At 74.3% G+C, this 23,215-nt stretch carries 22 protein-coding genes, 1 tRNA gene and 1 pseudogene; 6 read left to right on the plus strand and 18 right to left on the minus strand.

Annotated features, from left to right (window positions below):
* Positions 1 to 22: 22 nt before the first annotated feature.
* The gene (locus Aeryth_RS13865; protein WP_144433796.1) at positions 23 to 973 is read left to right on the plus strand and encodes a hypothetical protein; all 951 of its coding nucleotides are present in this window, start codon (positions 23 to 25) and stop codon (positions 971 to 973) included.
* Positions 974 to 1,026: 53 nt separating this feature from the next.
* Here the strand turns inward: Aeryth_RS13865 and Aeryth_RS13870 are convergent, their stop codons facing one another.
* From Aeryth_RS13870 to Aeryth_RS13880, 3 genes are read right to left on the minus strand one after another with little or no spacing between them, the layout of a single operon-like run.
* The gene (locus Aeryth_RS13870) at positions 1,027 to 1,434 is read right to left on the minus strand and encodes an ester cyclase (protein ID WP_067859925.1); all 408 of its coding nucleotides are present in this window, start codon (positions 1,432 to 1,434) and stop codon (positions 1,027 to 1,029) included.
* A 1-nt stretch (position 1,435) separates the two neighbouring features.
* Positions 1,436 to 2,755, minus strand: a complete 1,320-nt coding sequence (locus Aeryth_RS13875; RefSeq protein WP_067859928.1) for a glycosyltransferase — start codon at positions 2,753 to 2,755, stop codon at positions 1,436 to 1,438.
* Between the two features lie 46 nt (positions 2,756 to 2,801).
* Entirely contained in the window at positions 2,802 to 3,434 is a 633-nt protein-coding gene (locus Aeryth_RS13880) for a TetR/AcrR family transcriptional regulator (RefSeq protein ID WP_067859931.1), read from the minus strand.
* 168 nt (positions 3,435 to 3,602) lie between these two features.
* Here Aeryth_RS13880 and tatA point away from each other — a divergent pair, with 168 nt between their 5' ends.
* Both tatA and Aeryth_RS13890 read left to right on the plus strand, forming a co-directional pair.
* On the plus strand, positions 3,603 to 3,785 hold the full coding sequence (tatA, locus tag Aeryth_RS13885; RefSeq protein WP_067859934.1) for a twin-arginine translocase TatA/TatE family subunit: 183 nt from the start codon (positions 3,603 to 3,605) through the stop codon (positions 3,783 to 3,785).
* Positions 3,786 to 3,788: 3 nt separating this feature from the next.
* A complete protein-coding gene (locus Aeryth_RS13890; protein ID WP_158509213.1) occupies positions 3,789 to 5,183 on the plus strand; it encodes an LCP family protein in 1,395 nt (464 codons plus the stop codon).
* Between the two features lie 86 nt (positions 5,184 to 5,269).
* On the opposite strand, the gene Aeryth_RS13895 is transcribed toward Aeryth_RS13890, so the two are convergent.
* A tRNA-Thr gene (locus Aeryth_RS13895) sits at positions 5,270 to 5,345 on the minus strand.
* An 89-nt stretch (positions 5,346 to 5,434) separates the two neighbouring features.
* On the opposite strand from Aeryth_RS13895, the gene Aeryth_RS13900 reads away from it, so the two are divergent.
* Entirely contained in the window at positions 5,435 to 5,731 is a 297-nt protein-coding gene (locus Aeryth_RS13900; protein WP_083516457.1) for a chorismate mutase, read from the plus strand.
* A gap of 56 nt (positions 5,732 to 5,787) precedes the next feature.
* On the opposite strand, the gene Aeryth_RS13905 is transcribed toward Aeryth_RS13900, so the two are convergent.
* The 6 genes and pseudogenes from Aeryth_RS13905 to Aeryth_RS13930 all read right to left on the minus strand — a co-directional run bounded on the left by Aeryth_RS13905 (position 5,788) and on the right by Aeryth_RS13930 (position 14,588).
* Positions 5,788 to 7,338 (minus strand): alpha/beta hydrolase, encoded by a 1,551-nt coding sequence (locus Aeryth_RS13905; protein ID WP_067859937.1) that lies wholly within the window; start codon positions 7,336 to 7,338, stop codon positions 5,788 to 5,790.
* Complete coding sequence (locus Aeryth_RS18365; RefSeq protein ID WP_067859940.1) at positions 7,335 to 8,483, minus strand: DNA polymerase III subunit delta'; 1,149 nt, start codon at positions 8,481 to 8,483, stop codon at positions 7,335 to 7,337. Before Aeryth_RS18365 ends, Aeryth_RS13905 begins: the two co-directional genes overlap by 4 nt.
* A pseudogene (tmk, locus tag Aeryth_RS18370) lies at positions 8,480 to 9,003 on the minus strand (dTMP kinase); the annotation flags it as partial. The pseudogene tmk and the gene Aeryth_RS18365, both read right to left, overlap by 4 nt.
* 786 nt (positions 9,004 to 9,789) lie before the next feature.
* Entirely contained in the window at positions 9,790 to 12,597 is a 2,808-nt protein-coding gene (topA, locus tag Aeryth_RS13920; protein WP_067859944.1) for a type I DNA topoisomerase, read from the minus strand.
* Positions 12,598 to 12,730: 133 nt separating this feature from the next.
* The gene (locus tag Aeryth_RS13925; protein ID WP_067859947.1) at positions 12,731 to 14,197 is read right to left on the minus strand and encodes a DUF7059 domain-containing protein; all 1,467 of its coding nucleotides are present in this window, start codon (positions 14,195 to 14,197) and stop codon (positions 12,731 to 12,733) included.
* A 34-nt stretch (positions 14,198 to 14,231) separates the two neighbouring features.
* On the minus strand, positions 14,232 to 14,588 hold the full coding sequence (locus Aeryth_RS13930; protein ID WP_067859950.1) for an STAS domain-containing protein: 357 nt from the start codon (positions 14,586 to 14,588) through the stop codon (positions 14,232 to 14,234).
* 97 nt (positions 14,589 to 14,685) lie between these two features.
* Here Aeryth_RS13930 and Aeryth_RS13935 point away from each other — a divergent pair, with 97 nt between their 5' ends.
* Positions 14,686 to 16,989: a DEAD/DEAH box helicase gene (locus tag Aeryth_RS13935; RefSeq protein ID WP_067859953.1), complete on the plus strand. Its 2,304-nt coding sequence runs from the start codon at positions 14,686 to 14,688 to the stop codon at positions 16,987 to 16,989.
* An 8-nt stretch (positions 16,990 to 16,997) separates the two neighbouring features.
* Here the strand turns inward: Aeryth_RS13935 and Aeryth_RS17980 are convergent, their stop codons facing one another.
* The 8 genes from Aeryth_RS17980 to ssd all read right to left on the minus strand — a co-directional run bounded on the left by Aeryth_RS17980 (position 16,998) and on the right by ssd (position 22,230).
* Complete coding sequence (locus Aeryth_RS17980; RefSeq protein WP_067859956.1) at positions 16,998 to 17,357, minus strand: Rv3654c family TadE-like protein; 360 nt, start codon at positions 17,355 to 17,357, stop codon at positions 16,998 to 17,000.
* Positions 17,354 to 17,713 carry a TadE family type IV pilus minor pilin gene (locus tag Aeryth_RS17985; protein WP_067859959.1) on the minus strand — a complete coding sequence of 120 codons (360 nt, stop codon included), beginning with the start codon at positions 17,711 to 17,713 and terminating at the stop codon, positions 17,354 to 17,356. The genes Aeryth_RS17980 and Aeryth_RS17985 overlap by 4 nt, the downstream gene beginning before the upstream one ends.
* Positions 17,710 to 17,976, minus strand: coding sequence for a DUF4244 domain-containing protein (locus Aeryth_RS13950; protein WP_067859961.1), 267 nt, complete (start codon positions 17,974 to 17,976; stop codon positions 17,710 to 17,712). Before Aeryth_RS13950 ends, Aeryth_RS17985 begins: the two co-directional genes overlap by 4 nt.
* A gap of 73 nt (positions 17,977 to 18,049) precedes the next feature.
* Entirely contained in the window at positions 18,050 to 18,325 is a 276-nt protein-coding gene (locus Aeryth_RS18485; RefSeq protein ID WP_067859964.1) for a DUF4244 domain-containing protein, read from the minus strand.
* A 137-nt stretch (positions 18,326 to 18,462) separates the two neighbouring features.
* The gene (locus Aeryth_RS13960; protein ID WP_144433797.1) at positions 18,463 to 19,176 is read right to left on the minus strand and encodes a type II secretion system F family protein; all 714 of its coding nucleotides are present in this window, start codon (positions 19,174 to 19,176) and stop codon (positions 18,463 to 18,465) included.
* Complete coding sequence (locus Aeryth_RS18130; protein ID WP_193786269.1) at positions 19,173 to 20,030, minus strand: type II secretion system F family protein; 858 nt, start codon at positions 20,028 to 20,030, stop codon at positions 19,173 to 19,175. The genes Aeryth_RS13960 and Aeryth_RS18130 overlap by 4 nt, the downstream gene beginning before the upstream one ends.
* The gene (locus Aeryth_RS13965; protein WP_193786270.1) at positions 20,027 to 21,187 is read right to left on the minus strand and encodes a TadA family conjugal transfer-associated ATPase; all 1,161 of its coding nucleotides are present in this window, start codon (positions 21,185 to 21,187) and stop codon (positions 20,027 to 20,029) included. Before Aeryth_RS13965 ends, Aeryth_RS18130 begins: the two co-directional genes overlap by 4 nt.
* Positions 21,184 to 22,230 (minus strand): septum site-determining protein Ssd, encoded by a 1,047-nt coding sequence (gene ssd / locus Aeryth_RS13970; protein ID WP_067859970.1) that lies wholly within the window; start codon positions 22,228 to 22,230, stop codon positions 21,184 to 21,186. Before ssd ends, Aeryth_RS13965 begins: the two co-directional genes overlap by 4 nt.
* A 134-nt stretch (positions 22,231 to 22,364) precedes the next feature.
* On the opposite strand from ssd, the gene Aeryth_RS13975 reads away from it, so the two are divergent.
* Positions 22,365 to 23,189 (plus strand): HAD family hydrolase, encoded by an 825-nt coding sequence (locus Aeryth_RS13975; RefSeq protein ID WP_067859973.1) that lies wholly within the window; start codon positions 22,365 to 22,367, stop codon positions 23,187 to 23,189.
* Positions 23,190 to 23,215 lie beyond the last annotated feature (26 nt).

A 23,215-nucleotide genomic window follows, 5' to 3' on the forward strand; every position in this document is an offset into this window, starting at 1 on the left:
TGGCGTGACCTACAGTCGGCGCGTGAGGGGTCGCGTCTGGGTGCCGCTGGTGGTCGCCGTCGCCGTGCAGCTGGCCGGCGTGGTCGCGGTCTTCGCCTGGGTCGCGGGCGACGACCTGCACGAGGCGCCGCTCGGCGTGGTCGCGCCGGCCGTGGTCGGCCAGACGCTCGCCGACCGCGCTGCCGCCGATCCCGACAGCCCGTTCACGGTCGTGCGACCGCCGTCGGCCGCAGCAGCCCGTGGGCTCGTCGACGACGGCACGCTGGTGGGCGCTGCGGTGGTCGACCTCGCTCGCTCCGACGACGTCCTGCTCCTGCCACGGCGGGCCTCGCCGGACCAGCGGGCGGCGGTCGAGGCAGCCGTCCGGGTCACGTCGGCGCGGCTGGGTCGGGGCGTGGAGGTCGAGCTGGTCGGGCCGTCGCTGTCGGCGGGCGGACGCGCCGCCGTCACCTGGCTCCCGGTGCTGGCCGTCGGCGCGGGCATCCTCACGTCGGGGGTGCTCACGGTCCGCTCCGGCCGGCTGCCGCGGACGTGGCCGGGCGCCCTGCGACGTCTGCGCGTGATCGGGGCAGTGGCGGTGCTGGTTGGCGGCGTCGGCGGCCTGGTCGGCGCACTGCTCGCGACGGGACCGGTGCTCCTGTGGTGGCCGGCGCTCTCCCTGCTGGTGCTGACCGGCGCGCTCGTGTCGCAGGCGCTCGAGCACCTGATGGACGCGTGGGGCTGGGGGCTCGCCGTCACCCTCCTCGTCCTCACGGCGCTCCCCGACCTCGCCGGCACGGGCACCTGGATGCAGCCGGTCGTGTGGCGCGAGGTCACGACGCTACTGCCGCACGCGGCCGGCATCGAGATCCTGCAGCAGCTCACCGGCGGCACGGCCGGCGCGCTCTGGCGCCCGTGGGCGGTGCTCGCCGTCTGGTGTGCCGTGGGTGGCGCCACGTCGACGCTCGCCCGGCGCGAGCGCTCGGCTGGCTGAGCGCACCAGTTCGTCCCGGCGCCCGGCGGCGTGAGCGGGCGGGGCGCGGGAGCTCAGTCGCCGAGTGCGCCGACCTGCGACAGCAGCTCGACCTGGTCGAAGTACAGGTGCTCCGACCGCAGTCGGCTGCCGTCGACCTCGTAGACGGCGGCCCACCGGAACGACACCTCGCGCCCGGTCGGCGCGAGACTGCCGCCCGCACCGCGCAGGGTGCCGGTGTGCGTGCCGACGAAGCGGCCCTCCGCCGCGACGCGTGACCCGCTCCCGAGCACGGAGACCAGCTCGAGGCGCCCGTCCGGGAAGCCGTCGTGGAAGACCCGCAGGAAGGCGAGCACGGCCTCCCGACCCGAGGCCGACGCACCGGGGGCGATGATCTCCGCGTCCTTGGACCAGGGCTCGGCGGCCTCGTCGCGGGCGTTGAACGCGTCGACGTGACGCCGGACGACCTCGTGGCTCGACATCTCATGACTCCTTCGTGAGGGGCGGGTAGGAGGACTCCTGGACCAGCGCCTCCACGTCGTCGACCAGCCCGACCACCCCGCTGGACCGGGCGATCGCGACGCCGACCTCGTGCGCTCGGCGGGCGTACGCACCGTCGTCGAGCACCGCCCGCACGGCACGCCCCACGGCGGCCGGGGTCGGGCGGCCGGTCCGCAGGTTGATGCCGACCCCGGCGTGCTGCACGCGGGTCGACGTCTCGACCTTGTCCTCGGAGTCCCCGGCGATGACGATCGGGACACCGTGGCGCATCGCGTGGTGCAGCCCGCCGTAGCCACCGTTCGTGACGAGCACGTCGGTGCGGGCCAGCAGCTCGTCGTAGGGCAGGTAGCTGGCGACGAAGACGTTCGCGGGCAGCGGGCCGAGGTCGTCCAGCGCGGACGTCGGGCGACCGCCGGTCGTCACGGCGACCTGCACGTCAAGGTCCGCCAGGGCCTCGACGGTCGGCCCGACGACCTCGGTGAAGTCGGTGTTGGCGACCGTCCCTTGGGTCACGTGCACGAGCGGGAGGTGCGGGTCGAGGTCGTCGAACCAAGCGGGTGTCGCGACGTCGGCGACCTCGGCTGCCGGCGGGACCATCGGGCCGTAGAAGCGCAGGCCTGCCGGCGCGTCGGAGCGCGCGTACTCGAACTCGGGGACGGTGAACTGGGCGAGCAGGTCGCTGCGGTCGAGCACGTCCATGAAGAAGGCGCCGTCGAGCCCCGGCGCGCCGACGTCGGCGAGGAAGCGGTCGAGGCTGCGGTGGACGGGCCGGAGCACCACGCGCGACGTGCGGTACAGCAGGCGGTTGCGGAGCCGGTTCGGCACCGTCCGTCGCCACGGCACGAGTCCGAGTCCGTAGGGCGCGGTGTCGACGCTGCTGAACCCGGCCGGACCGATCCCGCACAGCACGGTCGCGGGACGCTGGTCACGGGGGCGCGAGAAGAGCGTCTGCACACCCAGGAAGGTCATGTCGTGGAGGACGACGTCGGCGGGCTCGTCGGCGAGCATCTGCTCGAGTGCCTGTCCGGCCGGCGCAGCTGGGGCGACGAAGGCCTGTTCCACGCCGTGGTTGATGGTGGCGAGGCCACGGGTGCGCTCCCCCGCCCCGATGGAGTCGAGCGTGTCGGCCTCGGCCGGCAGCGCCACGAACTCCGCTCCGCTCGCGCGCACGGGAGCCTCGTAGCCAGCTCCCGTGAGCATCCTCACCCGCCATCCGCGGCGGACGAGCTCGCCGGCCACCACGGACAGCGGTCCGACGTGTCCGGTCGCCGGCATGCTGCACAGCACCGCGCTGCGGCTCATGGGCGTCTCCCTCAATTGACTAGAGTGAGACTAACCCCAATATGGGTCACCCGTCGAGCGCCGCCCCCAGCTCGTCCAGCTGGCGACGCAGCCACACGCCGTAGCGCGTCGGCGTCCACCCTCTCTCGCGGACGAGGTGGATCCACGGCTCGGGGCCGACGACCAGCCCGAGCAGGTCGGCCGCCTCGGACGCCTGGTCGGCGCGGAGCCGTCCGCGCGCGACGAACCACCCGGCGGCGATGGTCATGTCGCGGTGCCGGCGCTCCTCCAGGTCCTGCACCGCCGAGCGGACTCTCGCGTCGACGTCCGCGGCGGACACCATGGCGTGCAGGAGCGCCGCGGACCGCAGGTTCGCCTCGACGAGGAAGTCGACGTACCGCTCGATCGCCACGCCCGTGTCGGGCTCGGCCATGATGTCGACCAGCTCCGGACGCTCGGCGAGCGGATGTCGACCTTCGTCACCGGCCAGCGTCAGCTCGTGCGCCGCGACGAGCAGTGCGTGCTTGGGACCGTGCGCGTGCACGGTCTGCACCGACGTGCCCGCCTCGGCCGCGATCGCCTGCATCGACGTCGCCGCGTAGCCGTCGCGCACGAAGAGCGTCCCCGCCGCCTCGACGATCCTGCGGCGCGTGGCCGCGGCGACGGCGTCGCGGGTCGGGGAGCGGTACGCACGCGGCATGCAGCGAACCGTATCGGAGCACGAACCGCACCACCTGGGGTCGAGCCCGCCTCGAGCCCGAAGGGCCGTGACGCGGTTCAGGCGTCTCTCAGGCGAGAGTTGTTAGCGTCGACGGGTCGTCGCGGCGCGCAACCAGACGGCGAGCAACCGGCGACACGAGGGAGAAGCATGCTGAGGCAGATCGGTGCGACGGAGCTGTTGATGGTGCTGGGGGTCGCGGTGCTCCTGTTCGGCGGCCGCAAGCTCCCGGAGCTGGCCCGCGGCTCGGGCCAGGCGCTGCGCATCTTCAGGCAGGAGATGCGCGAGGAACCCCCGAGCTCGGAGGAGGAACCGGCCCGGACGGCGGAGTAGCTCGTGGAGCAGGAGCGCACCCCCACCGCGACCGCCCCTCCCACGCGGGCCCGACGACGCATGCTCCAGCGGCGACGCCGCACCGTGCGCGTCGTGCTCGTCGGTGTCGTCAGCCTCGCGCTGGTGGCCGGCGTGGCGCTCGGCGTGCTGCAGTGGCGTCTGTCCGCGAACCTCAGCACGGCGACCGTGGGCGACCACCTCGTCGAGGACGACACCGACACCGGTGCCCTCAACGTCCTGTTCATCGGCTCGGACTCGCGCGACCTCCGGACCTCGAAGCACGGCAACGGCGACGGCAGCCGACGCAGCGACGCCCTCGTGCTGGCTCACGTCGCCGCCGACAACAGCCGCATCGACGCCGTGCAGATCCCGCGCGACACGCTCCTCGACCTGCCCTCGTGCGACGACGCCGACGGGACGTCGCACGCCGGGGGTCCAGGCATGATCAACGCGGCGCTGCAGCACGGTCCCGCCTGCAGCGTGCGTGCCGTCGAGGCACTCAGCGACGTGCACGTGCACCACTTCGTCGAGCTCGACTTCGACGGCTTCGCCGACATGGTCGACGCGCTCGGTGGAGTCGACGTGTGCCTGCCCGAGGCGCTGCGCGACGACGACGCGCACCTCGACCTGCCGGCCGGGAAGCAGCGCGTCGACGGCACCGACGCGCTGGCGCTGGCCCGCACCCGTCACGCGATCGGCGACGGCAGCGACCTCAGCCGCATCGGCCACCAGCAGGTGGTGATGTCGGCGATCATCCACGAGGTGCGCTCGGCCGAGGTGCTGACCCGCCCCGACCGGCTCGTGAGGTTCCTCGACGCAGCCACGCAGTCGATGACCGTCGACGACGACCTCGCCAGCACCAGAGCCCTCGGCCGCCTCGCACAGCGGGTGCGATCGGTGGACCCTGCTCGCATCACCTTCATGGCGATGCCCACGGCGGCTGCCCCACAGGACCCCAACCGCGTGGTCGCCACCGACGACGCCCGCACCGTCTTCTCCGCCATCGACGCCGACGAGCCGGTGCGCCTCGCGTCGGACCGACCGGCTCCCTCGCCGAAGCACGCACCGATCGAGGTGCTCAACGGGGCGCGGGTCCCTGGCCTCGCCGCGTCGGCCGCCGGCCAGCTCGAGTCGCTCGGTCACACCGTCGTCGCCGTGGGCGACGCGCAGGAGCCGGCCGAGCGGACGATCCTCGTCGTCGACGGCTCGGACCGCGCGAAGCGCACCGCAGCCGCCGTCGCCCGCTCCTTCGGGCTCGACGTGGAGCCGCAGGTCGACCCCGACGTCGCGGGAGTGCGCCTCGTCCTGGGCGCCTCCGACGCCACGGGCCTGCAGGTCCGCGACACCCCCGCCGTCGAGACCACCTCGCGACACGCCGACGAGGACCTCTGCAGCTGAGCGAGAAGCCGGGTGGACATGCCCATCGAGTGCGACAGCTGCGAGCACGACGAAGGCCCGGTCCGCTGCTGCGTGACCGGGCCTGGTGGAGCCGCCTGTCGGAATCGAACCGACGACCTTTTCATTACGAGTGAAACGCTCTACCGACTGAGCTAAGGCGGCGAAGGTCCCGCGAGGATCGCCCGCAGAACCTCGTACAGCCTACCCCTGCCCCTCCAGCGGGACACACGGGCCCCCCTACACTCGACCCCGTGACCGGGACAGAGGACGTGCGGGCCGAGCTGGACGACATGCGCTCCAGCATCGACAACATCGACGCCGCCCTCGTGCACCTGCTGGCGGAGCGGTTCAAGTGCACCCAGCGGGTGGGCCGGCTGAAGGCCACGCACGACCTGCCGGCCTCCGACCCCGACCGCGAGGCACGCCAGATCGAGCGGCTCCGCTCGCTCGCCGTCGAGTCCGACCTCGACCCCGCGTTCGCCGAGAAGTTCCTGACCTTCATCATCGACGAGGTCATCCGCCACCACGAGGCCATCCGCTCGGCCTGAGCCCGCCCCCGTCGCCGCGGCACCGCCGGGCGGTGCGAGGCCGGACTGCGGCCGGACTACTCGTCGGGGCAGGTCGTGCCGTCGCGCGGGACGGTGCCGTCGACGAGGTAGGCGTCGACAGCCTTGACGATGCAGCGGTTGCCGGAGCTGTAGGCCGTGTGGCCGTCGCCCTCACGGGTGAGCAGCACGCCCTCGCGGTCGCCCAGCTGGTCGGCCAGCGCCTTGGCGTTCTCGTACGGCGTCGCAGGGTCGCGGGTGGTGCCGATGACGACGATCGGCGACGAGCCCTCGGCGTCGATCTCCACCTGCGGTCGCTCGGCGGGCTCGGGCCAGTCAGTGCAGCCGAGGGTGCCCCAGCCGAGCGCGGCACCGAAGACCGGCGAGACCTTCTCGAAGCGGGGCAGCTCGGCCTCCACCTCGGCGACGCTCGGCCGCTCGCGGTTGTCGAGGCAGTTGACTGCGATGTTGGCCCACCCGATGTTGCCGTCGTAGCTGCCGTCGCTCTGCCGGGAGAAGTAGAGGTCGTTGAGGCGCAGCAGCAACGACCCGTCGCCCCGCAGCGCTGCCGTGAGCGCCTGCGACAGGACGGGCCACGCCGCCTTGTCGTAGAGGGTGACGGCCACGCCGTAGAACGCCCGGCCCTTCGTCAGCTCGCGGTCGGTCCCAGTGGGCAGCGGCTGGTCCTCCAGCCGGGACATGAAGGTGGCCAGCGCCCGGTTGGCGGCGTTGGGGTCCTGGCCGAGCGGGCACGACTCGAGCTTCGCGCACGCGTCGAGATAGGCGTCGAGCGCGCGCTGGAACCCGGTGGCCTGCCCGAAGGCGGACCCGAACACGTCCTGGGCGGGGTCGACGGCGCCGTCGAGCACCATGGCGCCGACCTTCTGCGGGAACAGCGTCGCGTAGGTGGCGCCGAGCTGCGTCCCGTACGACGCGCCGAACCAGTCGAGCTTCTGCTGCCCCATCGCGGCGCGCGCGACGTCCATGTCGCGGGCGGCCTCCTCGGTGGAGACGTGTCCGGCGAGCTCGCCGGAGTTCTTGGCGCACGCCTCGCCCAGCTTGCGGACGCCGGCGCGCAGCTCGCGCACCTCGGCCGACGTGCTCGGGTCGGGGTCGCTGGCCGCGTAGGCGTCGAACTGGGCGTCGGGCAGGCACTCCAGGGGCGAGCTCTCGCCGACGCCGCGGGGGTCGATGCCGACGATCGTGAAGGCGTCGCGCACCGTCGGCGCCATGCTGCCCGCCAGGCTCGCGGCGAAGTCGATCGCCGACCCGCCGGGTCCGCCGGGGTTGACGAACAGCACGCGCGTGCCGTCGCCGGTGCTGAGGTAGCGCGCGGCCTTGAGCGTCGTGGTCGCGCCGTCGGGCTCGTCGTAGTCGATGGGGACGGTGATCGTGGCGCACTCGGAGTCACCGCCGCAGCCCTTCCAGGTCAGCTTCTGGTCGTAGAAGCGCTGCAGGCCGTCGGGAGCCTGCTCGCCGGTGGGCTGGATCGCCTGGGCGGCGGGCGAGTCGTCGGACGCGCCGTCGCCGTCGCGGACCACGAGCAGGACGCCCGCGACGACCGCAGCCACCGCGGCGAGGGCGATCAGGACGATCAGCGGTCGTTTCATCGGCTCCGGAATCCCATCATCATGCGTTCGAGGGTGAGCAGCGGTGCTGCGTTCGCGGTGAGCGCCTCGCGCGCCTCGACGATCGCACCGATCCGGCTCAGCGTCGACTCGGGCGTCCACAGACGGGCCGCCTCGCGCACCGCGTCGGCGACGTCGGCGTTCACGAGCGGTGCGCCGGGGGCGGTCTGCACGGCGACGACGTCGCGGCAGAACGACAGCAGGTCGAGCAGCACCCCGTCGATGGAGTCGCGCGCCAGCCGGGTACGACGTCGCTTCTGGTCCTTCTCGAGCGAGGAGACCGCCCCGGCGTAGCCGGCGGGGCGACGGCCGCGGTCCTCCACGCCCCACGACTGCTTGAGGTCGGCGCTCTCGCGCTCGTCGGCGACGTCGGCGATCGCGGCGGCACGGGCGGTGGCCTCGTCGTTGATGCGCTGCGCCGCCACCAGGCAGTCGCCGAGGGAGCGCAGCGACGTCGGCAGCGACAGGATCTCCCGGCGCCGCTCCCGCGCCTGGGGGTCGCGCGCGAGGCCGCGAGCCCGGCCGATGTGGCCCTGGGAGGCGGCCGCCACCTCGTGCGCCAGCTGCGGCTCGACCCCGTCGCGCTCGACGAGCAGGCGGGCGATGGCGTCGACCGGCGGCGTGCGCAGCAGCACCGGCCGGCAGCGCGAGCGGATCGTGACGATCACGTCCTCCGTGGCGGGCGCGCAGAGCATCCACACGGTGAACGGCGACGGCTCCTCCACCGCCTTGAGGAGGGCGTTGGCCGCCTGCTCGGTGAGCCGGTCGGCGTCCTCGACGACCAGCACCTGCCAGCGCCCGAGGGCCGGGCTGAGCGCGGACTTGCGGACGTACTCGCGGGCGACGTCGGTGCCGATCGAGAGACCGTCGGTACGGATGAGCGTGATGTCGGGGTGGCTGCCCGCCGCCGCCGTGGTGCAGGAGCGGCACTCGCCGCAGCCGCCGCGCTCGCACTGCAGCGCCGCAGCGAACGCCTTCGCCGCGTTCGAGCGTCCCGATCCGGGCGGGCCCGTGAACAGCCAGGCGTGGGTCATCGAGCGACCGTCGCCACCGGCCGAGCGGACCGCGGCCGACAGCGTGTCGACGACCGGGGCCTGCCCGACGAGCTCGTCCCAGACGCTGGTCACCGCGCCTGCCCCAGCCACGGCTCGACCGCCGCCCGCACGGCGGCGTGGACGACGTCCGGCGACTGGTCGGCGTCGACGACGAGGTAGTGCGCCGGGTCGGCGGCGGCCAGCGCCAGGAAGTGGCTGCGGACCCGCTGGTGGAAGTCGAGCGGCTCGGCCTCGATGCGGTCGGGCTCCCCCGCCCGCGCGAGCCCGACGACGGGGTCGAGGTCGAGCACGACGGTCAGGTGCGGGCGAAGGTCGGCCGTCGCCCACCGCGCCACGTGCTCCAGCTCGGCGGCGTCGAGGGCACGTCCGGCACCCTGGTAGGCCAGCGTCGAGTCGACGTAGCGGTCGGTGACGACCACCTCGCCCCGCGCCAGCGCCGGGAGCACGACGGCGTCGACGTGCTCGGCCTTGTCGGCGGCGTAGACCAGCGCCTCCGTGCGCGGCGACAGGTGCCCCGTGGCGGGATCGAGCACGATGCCCCGCAACCGCGCCCCACCTCCGTGCCACCCGGCTCGCGCGTGAGCAGCACCTCGTGACCGGCGGCGCCGAGCCAGTCGGCGAGGAGCCGCGCCTGCGTCGACTTCCCGCCCCCTCACCGCCCTCCAGCGCGACGAAGACGCCCGAGTCGGTGTAGCGCGGCTGCATGGGGCCGATCCTAGGGGGCGGGTACGACGGGGTGGGGTGCTGGTTGCGGTCGTCGTGACCTTGCTGCTGCGCTGGCTGCGGTCGTCGTGTGGTTGCCGCTGCGCTGGCGCAGGGGGCTTGGTCTTGCCGCTGCGCTGCCGCGGGGAGTCTGACCTTGATGGTGCGCTGCCTCGGCCGGCGCTGTGTCTGGTCTCCGAAAGGGCCTCGACCGGCAGCGGGCCTGAGGGTGGTCTGGGTCTCGGGGTCTGGCTTCGGCCTGTGGGTGACGCACGATTCGTCGTTTCAGCGTTCTCGGGCCAAGGTTCTGCGTTCGCGCGGCCTATCGGTGGATCAGCAACCGCAGGAGCGCTCCTGCGGTTGCCGATCCACCGATGGAGGGCTGAGCGGCGGAAGGATTCTGCGTTCACGACGGGATCCCGTCGCAAACGCAGAAGCGTTGGCCGCCAGTGCACCAACGCAGAATCTTGAGCCCACCCTCAGCACCAACCCACAGCCCGAGACCCCAGACCAGCGCCGCCGCCAACCGCCCGGTCGAGGCCCTTTCGGAGACCACCCCCGCCGCGAGCCGAGGCAGCGCACCGGCAAGCACAGACCCCCTGCGCCAGCGCACCAGCACGACGCTGTCCCCTACGGCAGCGCACCAGCAAGGTCACGACCAGGAAGCCGAGAGGATTCAGCTCTTCTTCGCCGCCGACGACTTCGTCGCCGTCTTGGCCGTCGTCGTCTTCTTGACCGTCGTCTTCTTCGCAGCGGTCTTCTTCGCCGCGGTCTTCTTCGCCGCCGTCTTCTTCGCCGCCGTCTTCTTGGTGGCCGTCTTCTTCGCAGCGGTCTTCTTGGTCGTGGCCTTCTTGGCGCTCTTCTTCGCCGTCTTCTTGACCGGACCGCGGGCGCGGCGCTCAGCGAGGAGCTCCTGGGCGCGCTCCTCGGTGAGGGTCTCGAGGTCGTCGTCCTTGCGCAGCGAGGCGTTGGTCTCGCCGTCGGTCACGTAGACGCCGAACCGGCCGTCCTTCGCGACGATCGGCCTCTCGCTGACCGGGTCGACGCCGAGCTCCTTCAGCGGGGGCTTGGCGGTGCCGCGGCGGCCGTAGGTCTTCGGCTGCGCGTAGATGGCGCGCGCCTGCTCCTCGGTGAGCGTGAACAGCTGGTCCTCCGACTCGAGCGAGCGCGAGTCGGTGCCCTTCTTGAGGTACGGCCCGTAGCGACCGTTCTGCGCGGTGATCTCGGTGCCGTCGACGTCGGTGCCGACGACGCGCGGGAGGGTAAGGAGCCGGACGGCGTCGTCGATGCCGATCGCGTCCATGCTCATCGTGCGGAACAGGCTCGCGGTGCGCGGCTTCTCGCCCTTCGGGGCGTCCTCGGGCAGCAGCTCCTGCACGTAGGGACCGAAGCGACCGTTCTTCACGACGAGGTCGAGCCCCGTCTCCGGGTGGGTGCCGAGCATCTTCTCGGCACCGGCCGGGTTCGCCAGCAGCTCCTTGGCCTTCTCGAGCGTCAGCTCGTCCGGTGGCAGGTCCTCGGGCACGTTGCCGCGCGTTGGCACGTCGACACCGTCCTTGCCGGGGACCATCGGCGGGCCCTCGACGTACGGCCCGTAGCGCCCGACGCGCACCGCGACGCCGTCGCCGAGCTCGAACGTGGCCAGACCGCGGGCGTCGATGTCGGGGAGGTTCTCGATGAGCCGCTTGAGCCCGGTGTCCTTCTCGCCGCTGCCGGCCCAGAACCCCTCGAGCACGCGCTGACGCTCCTCGCGTCCGTGCGACACCTGGTCGAGGACGTCCTCGAGCTCGGCCGTGAAGGAGTAGTCGACGAGGCGGGGGAAGTGCTGCTCCATCAGCCGGACGACGCTGAACGCGATCCATGCCGGGACGAGCGCGGTGCCCTTCTTGAACACGTACCCACGGTTCTGGATGGTGCCGATGATCGACGCGTACGTCGACGGGCGACCGATCTCCCGGTCCTCCAGCTCCTTGATGAGCGAGGCCTCGGTGTAGCGGGCGGGCGGCTTCGTCTCGTGGCCGGCGGGCGTCAGCTCGTGCGCGGTCACCGTGTCACCCTGGGCGAGCGCCGGGAGCTTCGTCTGCTGGTCGTCGCCCTGGCCGTTGTCCTCGCGGGACTCCACGTACGCCTTCAGGAAGCCGTGGAACGTGATGGTGCGGCCCGACGCGGTCAGCTCGACCGGCGCTCCCGCGTCGGCGCCCGCAGCGTCGGAGGCGGTCGCGGTCAGGCGGATCGAGACCTGCTCGCCGCGGGCGTCCTTCATCTGCGACGCGAGCGTGCGCTTCCAGATCAGCTCGTACAGCCGGAGCTCGTCACCGCGCAGCCCCGTGGCCTGCGGGGTCTTGAACCGCTCCCCCGCGGGCCGGATCGCCTCGTGCGCCTCCTGGGCGTTCTTCACCTTGCCGGCGTAGGTGCGGGGCTTGTCGGGCAGGTACTCCGCGCCGTACAGCTCCTTGACCTGGGCGCGCGAGGCGTTGAGCGCGGTCTGCGACAGCGTGATCGAGTCGGTGCGCATGTAGGTGATGTGCCCGCCCTCGTACAGCCGCTGCGCGACCTGCATCGTGCGGGCGGCGCCGAAGCCGAACTTGCGCGACGCCTCCTGCTGCATGGTCGTGGTGCGGAACGGGGCGTACGGCTTGCGGGTGTAGGGCTTCGCGTCGACACCGGCGACCGTGAACGTCTCGTCGCGCAGACCCGCCGCGAGGGCGGTCACGCGTGCCTCGTCGAGGTGCGCGACGTCGGCGTTCTTGAGGGTGCCGTCGTCGGCGAAGGCCGAACCGTTCGCCACGCGCTTGCCGCCGACCGTCACCAGACGGGCCGGGAACAAGCGCGCGTCCTCGTGCTGCTCGCCGGCGTCGAAGGTGGCGTCGAGGTCCCAGTAGGAGGCGGAGCGGAACGCCATGCGCTCCCGCTCGCGCTCGACCACGAGGCGGGTCGCGACCGACTGCACGCGACCCGCGGACAGGCCGGACATGACCTTCTTCCACAGCACGGGGCTGACCTCGTAGCCGTACAGACGGTCGAGGATGCGGCGGGTCTCCTGCGCGTCGACGAGGTCCATGTCGATGTCGCGCGGGTTCTCGACGGCCCGCGTGATCGCTTCCTTGGTGATCTCGTTGAAGACGATCCGCTTGACCGGGACCTTCGGCTTCAGCTCGTCGAAGAGGTGCCAGGCGATGGCCTCGCCCTCGCGGTCCTCATCGGTCGCGAGCACGAGCTCGTCGGCCTCCTTGAGGAGCTTCTTGAGCTTGGTGATCTGCGGCTTCTTCTCGGCGGCGACGACGTAGACGGGGTCGAAGCCGTTCTCGATGTCGACGCCGAGGCGCGCCCAGGGCAGGCCCTTGTACTTGGCGGGCACCTGGTCGGCACCCTTCGGGAGGTCGCGGATGTGGCCCACGCTGGAGTCGACGACGTAGCCGTCACCCAGGTACGACTGGATGCTGCGCACCTTGTTCGGCGACTCGACGATGACGAGCGTGGTCACGGTGTTACTCCCTCGTGGACGGTCCGGGCGCACGGACAGCGGGCCGGACGCGGCATACGCTAACGCGCCTTGTCAAGGAACATCGTGCCCCGGGGCCGCAGGTGGCGCGCGCCACAGGGCCCGCGCGAGGCGGTCAGGGAACGAGCAGGCCGTCGGCGACGAGCTCGTGGACGACCGGACGGTACTGCTCGCGCAGGACCTCGGGATCGCGCTCGAGGAGCTGCGCGAGCGCGTCGAGCACCTCCCCGGCCGTCAGGTCGCCGTCGAGCGCACCGACCAGCCCCGCCTGGACGGTGTCGACCTGGGCGGCCCGGCGCAGACCCTCCCCCAGGCGCAGCACGATGGCCTCCGGGTCCTCCTCGCCGGCCCGGCCGAACGTCTCCTGCGTCAGCGTGGGCGCCTGGCGCCAGCGGACGTCCAGCACGTCGTCGGCCGCGGCCAGGGCGTCGACGCGCTCGCCCCAGGACAGGACCGCCGCGCCGACGGGCGGCACGACCTCGTGGCGCCACTCCTCCAGCCGCAGCACCGGCACGTCGCGGTGCGCCGCACGCAGGCTGATCCAGCCGAACGCCATGGCCTGGACGCCCTGGTCGTCGAACCAGTCGAGCCAGGCGTCGTAGCGGGCCGTGTAGTCGGGCCGGTGCCGGACGCCCGCGTCGGCGAGCCACATCTCGACGTACGCCGACAGGTCGACGACCTCGCGCTGGACCACCCACGCGTCGAGCCCGGTGGCGCCGACCCACCCGCCCAGGCGGTCCTGCCACGGCTCGTCGGTGTGCACCCAGCTGCCGAGCACCTGGCACCACCCGCCGGGCACGAGGTGGTCGGCCGCGCCGGCCACGACGGTGCGGACGACGCCGTCGGTCTCGAGGGACCCCTCGCGGTAGACGAGCCGGTCGCCGGTGGGCGGGGAGACGACGAACGGCGGGTTCGTGGCGATGGTGTCGAAGCGCTCGCCCGCGACCGGGTCCCAGAAGGAGCCGTCGCGCACGTCGACGTCGACGCCGTTGAGCTCCGCCGTGAGCCGTGCCGCCCAGAGGGCACGGGGGTTGACGTCGGTCGCGACGACGCGGTCGTGCCCCTGTGCGAGGTGCAGGGCCTGCACGCCGCACCCCGTCCCGAGGTCGAGCGCGCGCGTCGACCCGCCGCCGGGCAGGAGGCGTGAGGAGGGGACGGTGAGCTGGGCGAGCGAGGAGGACGCCTCGCTGATGCCGAGGACGTGCTCGGGCCCGACCTCGATCGGGCGCGTGTCGAGCCCGGGCGTCAGGTCGCAGACCACCCACCAGTCGTGCGTCTCGTCGCCGTACGGGCGGACGTCGACCACGGCTCGCACCGCGTCACCGTCCCGGGCGAGCACACCCCGGCCCACGAGGTCGTCCACCTGCCCCGGCAGCGCGGCCTCGACCGCCGCCGCGGGCTCGGGTCGCTGCAGGGAGAAGAGCCGCACCAGGGTCGAGAGGGGCGAGCCGTCGCGGGTCGCGCGCTCCGCCGGGGTCGTCTCGTTGCGCAGCAGCGCGCCCTGGGCCTCGGGCCCCAGCAGGGCCTGCACCCGCTCGACGGTGAAGCCGACGTCGGTCAGGCGGGCGCGTAGTCGTTCCATGTCGTCAGCGTGTCACGCCGACGTCGGGCCGGCGTCAGGCGAGGCCGGCGGTGTCGTGCGCGGCGCGCGCCGCCTCGACGGAGTCGTGCAGGCCGAAGACCTTGTCGAGGCCCGTGATCTCGAAGATCTTGAGCAGCCGCGGGTGCGTGCAGACGATGTCGAGCGAGCCCCCGCCCGCCCGGACCTTCTTGAGGGCGCCGACGAGGACGCCCAGACCGGTCGAGTCGAGGAAGTCGACGCGCTGCACGTCGACGACGAGGCGCAGGTGACCGGCGTCGATCGCCTCCACGATCGCCTCCCGCAGCCGCGGGGCGGTGTACACGTCGATCTCGCCGCCGACCTCGATGATCTCGAAGGGCTCGTCGGTGCGGGTGGTCAGCAGGAGCTCCATCAACATCCTTCCTCGGAGGTACGCCAAGTCAACCACGCCGGACGCCTCGACGCCCCGTCGTCCGCGCCCGCGACGGGGGCCCTGGGATGATGGCACCGTGGAACCGGACCGAGTGCTGACGCGCTACGCCGACCGGATCCTGCACCTGCACGAGGTCCCCGCCCGCGACGCCGTCGTGGAGCCCTGGCCGGAGTGGGTGGACCCGCGCGTGCGCACGGCCTTCGCGGCGCAGGGCGTCACCCACCTCTGGGCGCACCAGGCCGAGGCGCTCGCGCACGTGCACGCGGGTCGGCACGTCGTCGTGTCCACGGGCACGGCCTCGGGGAAGTCGCTGACCTACCAGGTCCCTGCGCTCGACGCGCTCGTCCGGGGTCGGGCGGGCGACGCGATCCGTGGGCACCGCGCCCCCACCGCGCTCTACCTGGCGCCCACGAAGGCGCTCGCCGCCGACCAGCTGCGCCGTCTGCCCCGCGACGAGGACGGCGCACCGCTCGTCCGGGCGACCACCGTCGACGGCGACAGCTCGCTCGACGAGAGGTCGTGGGCGCGCGACCACGCGCAGCTCGTGCTCACCAACCCGGACACGGTGCACCACACGCTCCTGCCCGGCCACGAGCGCTGGGCACGGCTGTTCGCAGGACTGCGGATCGTCGTCGTGGACGAGTGCCACCACTACCGGGGCGTGTTCGGTGCGCACGTCGCGCACGTGCTGCGCCGGCTGCTGCGCGTGTGCGCGCACCACGGGTCGCAGCCCGTCGTGGTGCTCTCGTCGGCCACGGTGAGCGAGCCGGAGGCGTCGGCGCGGCGGCTCACCGGGCTCGACGTGGTGGCCGTGACCGACGACGCCTCGCCGCACGGCCCGCGCACGATCGCGCTCTGGGAGCCGCCCCTGGTCGGCGCCGCGCACCCGTCGCAGCCGCCGAGCCGGCGGTCCGCGGGCCGCGAGGCGGCCGACGTGCTCACCGACCTGGTGCTGGACCGCACCCGCACCCTCGTCTTCTCGCGGTCCAGGCGAGGGGCAGAGTCCATCGCCCGAGGCGCGCAGGAGCGCCTCGGCGAGGTCGCCCCCGAGCTGCCCGCCCGGGTGGCCACCTACCGCGGCGGGTACCTGCCCGAGGAACGGCGGGCCCTGGAGGACCGGCTCCGCTCGGGCGACCTGCTCGGCCTGGCCGCCACCAACGCGCTCGAGCTGGGCGTCGACGTCAGCGGGCTCGACGCCGTCGTCAGCGTGGGCTTCCCCGGCACGCGGGCGGCGTTCTGGCAGCAGGTGGGACGAGCCGGTCGCGACGGGCAGCCGTCGCTCGGCGTGCTCGTGGCTCGCGACGAGCCGATCGACACCTTCCTCGTGCACCACCCCGACGCCTGGCTCGGCGCGCCGGTCGAGGCGACCGTCTTCGACCCGGACAACCCGTACGTGCTGGGTCCGCACCTGGCCGCCGCGGCGCAGGAGCTTCCGCTGACCGAGGCCGACCTGGCGCTGTTCGGGCCGCGCGCCCGCGAGGGGGTCGACGCGCTGGAGGCGGCGGGCTGGCTGCGTCGCAGGACCGCGGGCTGGTTCTGGACCCGCCGCGACCGCGCTGCCGCGCTCGCCGACCTGCGCGGCAGCGGTGGCGCGCCCGTGCAGATCGTCGACGGTCCGACCGGCCGGCTGGTGGGCACCGTCGATGCCGGGTCCGCCGACGGCGAGGTGCACGAGGGCGCGGTGTACGTGCACCAAGGTCAGGTGCACGTGGTCGACGAGTACGACGTGGAGGAGGGCGTGGCGGTGGTGCACGCCGAGGACCCCGGCTGGTCCACGTCGGCGCGCTCGACCACGGAGGTCTCGATCGTCTCGACGCGGCGGACACGACGCTGGGGTGCCACGACCGTCCACCTCGGCGAGGTCGACGTGACGAGCCAGGTGGTCTCGTTCTCCCGTCGACGCCACGACGGAAGCCTCGTCGGCGAAGAGCCGCTCGACCTGCCGTCGCGCACGCTGCGCACCGTCGCGACCTGGTGGACCCTCCCGCCGGACGTGGTGGAGCGGGTGCTGGAGCGCACCGACGTGCCCGGGGCGGCGCACGCGGCGGAGCACGCCGCGATCGGCCTGCTGCCGCTGCTCGCCACGTGCGACCGCTGGGACCTCGGCGGGCTGTCCACCGCCGTCCACGCCGACACGGGGACGCTGACGATCTTCGTGCACGACGGGCACCCGGGCGGGGCTGGCTTCGCCGAGCGCGGCTACGAGGTGGTCGAGCGGTGGCTGCGGGTCACCCGCGCCACGATCGACGACTGCGAGTGCCGCGACGGGTGCCCCTCGTGCGTGGTCTCGCCGAAGTGCGGGAACTTCAACGAACCGCTCGACAAGGCCGGCGCGGTGCGGCTGCTCGACGCACTGCTCGACGGCGCGCCCGACGCCTGAGCCGCCGCTCACCGCTCGTACCAGGCCGGCGCGGCACGCGCCTGCACGCGAGCCCTCCAGGTGCCGCCCCACCACGGCCTGGTGGCCGCGGTGGCCGTGACCGTGACGACGTCGAGGTCGGCACGGCACCGCTCGAGCGCGGCGTCGTTGCGGCGCGCGACCTGCCGAGCGGCGGTGCACGGGTCGCCACCCTCCGTGGCCGCGCGGCTGCCGGCCAGGGCAGCCAGGTCGGCCGCGGCCGACACGCGGTGGCGCAGGGCGACGAGCGCGGTCACCTGGAGCCCGAGGGCGACGACGGTCACGAGGGCGGCGCCCACCCAGAGGGCGTGCACCGTGACCGAGCCGCGCTCGTCCGGTGGCCTGCTCACGGTGCCTCCACGGCCGCCACCGCACTCGCGTCGAGCCCGACGGAGCCCACGGTGGACGCGAAGCCGAGTGGCGCCCGCGCACGCACCCGCACCGTGACCGCGACGGTCCCGTCGGCGCCCTCGGCGACGTCGACCGTGGATCCGGCCGGTGCCAGTCGCCGCACGGCCTCGACCGCGTCGGCCTCTGGCTCGCCGCGGGCGACCAGGCGAGCCCCCTCCCGCGCCGCGTCGACGAGCCGCACCTGCGTCAGGCCGAGCGACGCGACCCAGAGGAGCAGCACGACCAGCACGAGCGCGAACGGTGCGAGGACGGCCAGCTCGGCGGTGGCCGTACCCCGCTCGCCGCGTCGTCTCATCGCAGGGGCGCGAACGGGTGGCCGTGCCACAGGAGCTCCAGGAGCGAGCGGGGCTCCAGCGCCTGGCGCAGCAGCGCGGCGACGTGGTCGAGGAACCAGCTGTCGGTGCCGAGCCGCAGGAGCACGACGGCGCACGTGACGGCACCGAGCGTGCCGACGGCGTACTCCGCGGTCGTGGCGCCGTGGTCGTCAGGGGGACGGACACGCCGCCGGCAGGCCGGCGGAGCGGCGGTGGGGACGTCAGGACGGGACGGGCGCGGCACGGTGACCTCCTCGGTCGGGTCGGAGGCCGGCTCGCGGGCGGGACCGAGCGTCCGCCCGCGAGCCAGCTCGTGGTCAGAACAGGTTCGGCAGGACGTTCGGGATGTTGTCGATGACGTCCTTGACCAGGTCGCCGAACCACTCCGACTGGCCGATCTTCACGAGCACGCCGCCGACGGTGCAGGCCCCGAGCGTGCCGACGGCGTACTCCGCCGTGGTCATGCCGTCCTGCCGCCGGCCGCGGCGGGACGCGCGGCTGACGAGCGAGGCGCCCCGCGGGCGGGTCGTGGAGGGGTCCGTCCGGGAGGAGGAGCGACGAGACGAGGCGGGACGGGAGGTGGAGAGGTGCATGGTTGTCCTTTCGTGGAACGGGCTGACACCGAGGAGATGGCGTCGGCGGCGGGCCGGACGCCCACCTGTCCGCGCGATGTGGACGCAGGGACTCGCCCGACCGGGCAGCAGGGCTGCTTGTGGACGGCGACGGGGCCTCAGCCCGCGAGGAGGTCGAGACCCGACGCCACGCCCAGCAGCGAGGGCACGATGCCGACGAGGAGGAACGCGGGCAGGAAGCAGAGGCCCAGCGGGGCGGCGGTCCGGACCGCCACCGCGCGGGCCCGCTCGCGCGACCTCGCCGCCGCGTCGCGGCGCACGTCGGCCGCCGTGGCAGCCAGGACGGCAGCCACGGGGGCGCCCGACTGCTCGGCGCGGCGGAACGCCCGGGCCAGCACGCCGAGCGTGGCGTGGCCGAGCAGCACGTCCCACACGGCGCCGGCGTCGGCGCCGGAGCGCAGCCGACCCACCACCTCCTGGAGCTCCTGCTGCAACGGCGTGGGGACGGCACCGGCCACCACGTCGAGCGCGACCACGACCGGCCGGCCCGACGCCAGCACCGCCACGAGGAGGTCGAGCGCAGCGGGCAGCTGCAACGCCGCCAGCTCGCGACGACGACGCTCGGCTGCGGACACCCGGGTGGCGACCGCGGCGCGCGCGACCGGGGTCGCCACGAGCGCGACGACCGCGCCCGGCGCGGGACCGAGCACGACGAGGCTGGCAACGGGCACGAGGACCGTGACCGCCAGCCGAGGCGACGGTCGTCGTCGCGACGGCGGAGCACCGATCAGCGCGCGGTGCCGGTCCAGCGCAGGTGCGGGCAGCACCAGCCACATGGCCGCTGCGGCGCACAGGCACGCGGCAAGGTTCACGTCCGGGCCTCGGCGGTGGCGACGATCCGCTCGACCCAGGCGAGCCCGAGAAGCGCCAGGGCGCAGCCGGCGGCAAGACAGGTCGCGCCGGGCAAGGTCGCCGTGAGCACGTGCACCGGGTCGCCGCCGAGCCCCGACCCCAGCCCCAGTCCGAGCACGGGGAGCACCGCGAGCAGACGGGCTGTCGCCCGCGACGAGGCGACCTCGGCCCGCACCTCGCGGCCGAGGTCGCGCTCGGAGCGCACCGCGTCGACCACGCGGTCGAGGACGTCGGCGACGGGCGCACCGGACCGCTCCGCCACGCGCCAGGCCGCCGCGACCTGCACGAGGTCGTCAGCCCCGGGACGCCGCGCGACGATGTCGAGCGCGGCCGCCACGTCGCCACCGCGCCGTGCAGCGTCGGCGACGCGCCGGAGCTCGGGCAGGTCGTCGCCGGCGTTCCGCAAGGCCTCGACGGGCAGGACGCCGGCGCGGAGCTCGGCGGCGAGCAGCTCGAGCGTCGCCGCCACGCGCGTGCCCAGCTCGGCCGCGACGCGACGTCCGCGGGCCTGCGCGACGAGCCGCCACCCGGCGAGGGCGCAGCCGGCCGCGGTCGCGAGGAGGACGGCGGGCACGGGCGACGTCGCGACCCAGGGCGCCACCGCGCCGGCGAGCACGACGGGGAGCCAGCCGCCCCAGCCCGAGCGCAGCCGACGCCCGGCCCCCGCGGCGAGCCGGCGCACCGTGTCGCCGTCGACGACCGCATCCGGTCCGAGGCGTGCGGCCAGCACCCATCGCGCGGGCGGCCACCAGAGCAGCACCGCTCCGGCGGCGCACCCGGCGCTCAGCAACGGCAGGCCGGTCGTCAGGGTCACGCCTCGCCCTCGACGAGGCCGACCCAGCGCTCGTGCGCGGGGCCCGCGACCCAGCGTCCGTCGACGAGGCCGGCCGCGCGCACGCAGCCCACCCGCCCGGACGCACCGTCCGCGAGGAGGACGCCGACCTCGTGGACCCGACGCACGCCGTCGCGCCCTCGCCTCAGGTGCACGACGGCCTGCACCCCGGCCGCCAGCTGGCTGTGCACCGCGTCGCGGGCCAGCCCGCCGGCGACACCCAAGGCCTCGAACCGGGCCGGCACGTCGGCCGCGGAGTTGGCGTGCAGCGTGCCGCAGCCGCCCTCGTGGCCGGTGTTCAGCGCGGCCAGCAGGTCGACGACCTCACCGCCGCGCACCTCGCCCACCACCAGGCGGTCCGGCCGCATCCGCAGCGCCTGGCGCACGAGGTCGCGCAACGTCACGCGACCCGCACCCTCGACGTTGGCCGGACGCGCCTCGAGCGCCACGACGTGCGGGTGCTCCGGCACCAGCTCGGCCGCGTCCTCGACGAGCACGAGCCGCTCCTGCCGCGGGACCAGGCCGAGGAGCGTCGACAGCAGCGTCGTCTTGCCGGTCCCGGTGCCGCCGCTGACGACGAAGGCCGCCCGTGCCGCGACGAGGCGGCGCAGGACCTCCGCCGCCTCGGGATGCACCCCGCCCGCAGCCACGAGCGCCTCGAGCGTGAAGGAGCGGCGGGCCGGGACGCGCAGGCTGATGCTCGTCCCCGGCCGCACCAGAGGAGCGAGCACGGCGTGCAGCCGGGTGCCGTCGGGCAGCCGGGCGTCGACCCAGGGACTGGCGTCGTCGAGCCGCCGGCCGGCCTGGGTCGCGAGACGTCGGGCCAGCCGCTGGACCGCGACGTCGTCGGCGAAGTCGAGGTCGACGCGCTCGAGACCGTGGCCGCGGTCGACGTGCACCGCGTGCGGCCCGTTGACGACGACGTCGGTGACCTGCGGGTCGTCGAGCAGCGGCTGGAGCTCACCGGCCCCGCGACGCTCGCGCTGCAAGGCGTCGACGACACCGAGCACGGTGGCGCTGCCCCGCAGCCCCGCCTCGAGGCCCAGCGCCTCCGCCACGGCCTGCGGCGTGGGTTCGCGGACCTCGACGGCCAGCCGCGCGCGCACCCGTGCGACGAGAGCGGCGTCGACGTCGGTCATGCCACCGTTCCCAGCCCGAGCAGGTCGAGCACCTGGCCCGACGCGCGACGCAGGGTCCGGGAACGGCCCGGGCCTCGCCCGTGGTCGACGTCGCCGCGCAGCCGCCGGTCGTGGCCGAGCCGCGCGACCACCGGGAGCCGCAGCGCCTCCGCCACCGGGCCGGAGCCGAGCCCGCCGGGCCGGCGGACGGTCACGAGCAGGACCCGCGGCACGTGCGCCCGGACCCGGGTCAGCGCGATGCGACCGGCAGCCACGCAGCGCACGTCCTCGGGCACCACCAGCACCGCGCCCTCGCAACGCTGCAGCGCCGCGGTGCCGAGCCCGTCGAGGTGTCGGGGCACGTCAGCGACGACGACGTCGTAGGCACGGGCCGCGGCGGCGAGCACGTCGGGCGCGACGTCGGCGGGCACCGCGGCACCGTCGCGCGGGCAGGCCAGCACCGCGACCCCGCGGTGCTCGGGCAGCAGCCGAGAGAGGCGGGTGGCGCCGACGTGCCCGTCGGCGCCACCCAGGGCGGACCAGCGCACGCCCTCGACCCGTTCGGCGCCGAGGACGAGGTCGACGCCGGCTCCCCTGGTGTCGGCGTCGACCAGCACCGGCCGATGACCACGACGTGCCGCCTCGAGCGCGACTGCGGTGGCCAGCGTCGACGCACCCGCTCCGCCCACCGCTCCGACGACGGCGAGGCTGGCTGCCTCGCCGTCGCCGTCGAGCAGCGCACCGAGCCGGTCGAGCACGACCGGCTCGTCGCGCGCGTCGAGGACGGCCTCCGCGCCGAGCGCCACCGCGTGGCGCCACACCGACCCCTCGGCCGTCCCCGGATCCACCAGCAGCACGCCCTCACGACGCGGGGGCGCCGTGCCGGCGAGCGGGCCGGCGAGGTCGGCGGCCACGAGCACCGCCCGGGCCGCCGACCAGGACCTCCGCGCCGCCACGGCGTCCGACGCGACCTCGGGGGTGACGCCCACGGCCGCGCACCAGCGCAGCGCGTCGTCCAGCGCGTCGGGGTCGGCCGTGGCCACGAGCAGGGGCGCGGTGTCCATGACGTCCACGCAACCAGCGGGCGCCGGCCGGCGGAAGCCTGCCCCGCCCTGCCTGTGGACGGACGGACGCCGCACGACGCACCGGCGTGCGCACCTGTGGACGACGCTTGCGCGAGCGGGCCTATCCTGGCCGGGTGAGCCCCCGTTCGGCCGCGTTCTTCGACCTGGACAAGACGATCATCGCCCGGTCCAGCGCCCTGGCCTTCAGCAAGCCGTTCTTCGAGGGCGGGCTGCTGACCCGGCGCGCCGTGCTCCGCAGCGCCTACGCGAACTTCATGTTCGGCCTCAACGGCGCCGACCACGACCAGCTGGAGAAGATGCGCCAGCAGATGACGTCGCTCATCGCCGGGTGGGACGTGGAGGTCGTGCGCGACGCCGTGCGCCGCACGCTCCGCGACGTCATCGACCCCATCGTGTACGCCGAGGCCGTCGACCTCGTCCAGCACCACCAGCGGGCCGGGCGCGACGTCGTCATCGTCTCCGCGTCGGGCTCGGAGGTCGTCGGTCCGGTCGGCGAGCTGCTGGGCGTGCACGACGTCATCGCCACCCGGTTGGTCGAGCGCGACGGTCGCTACACCGGCGAGGTCGACTTCTACGCCTACGGCCCGCACAAGGCGACGGCCATGCGCCGGCTCGCCGAGGAGCGCGGCTACGACCTCGACGCCTGCTTCGCGTACTCCGACTCCGAGACCGACGTGCCGATGCTCGAGGCCGTCGGCCACCCGTTCGCCGTCAACCCCGACAAGGCGCTGCGGCGGATCGCGGCCGAGCGCGAGTGGCCGGTGCTGGTGTTCGACCGTCCGGTGGCGCTGCGCAGCCGTCTGGGCCTGCACAGCACGACGGGCCGCGCGTTCTGGGCGCTGGTCGGTGCCGGCGCCGCTGCGGGCACCGCACTGCTGGTGCAGCGGGGTCTGCGCACCCGCCGCAGGCCCGGTCGGCGCCCGCTCGTGCGCTCGTGAACCGGGGCACGTGAGGTTACGTCCGC

The organism is Aeromicrobium erythreum (assembly GCF_001509405.1).
In the GTDB taxonomy this organism is placed as follows: Bacteria; Actinomycetota; Actinomycetes; order Propionibacteriales; family Nocardioidaceae; genus Aeromicrobium; species Aeromicrobium erythreum.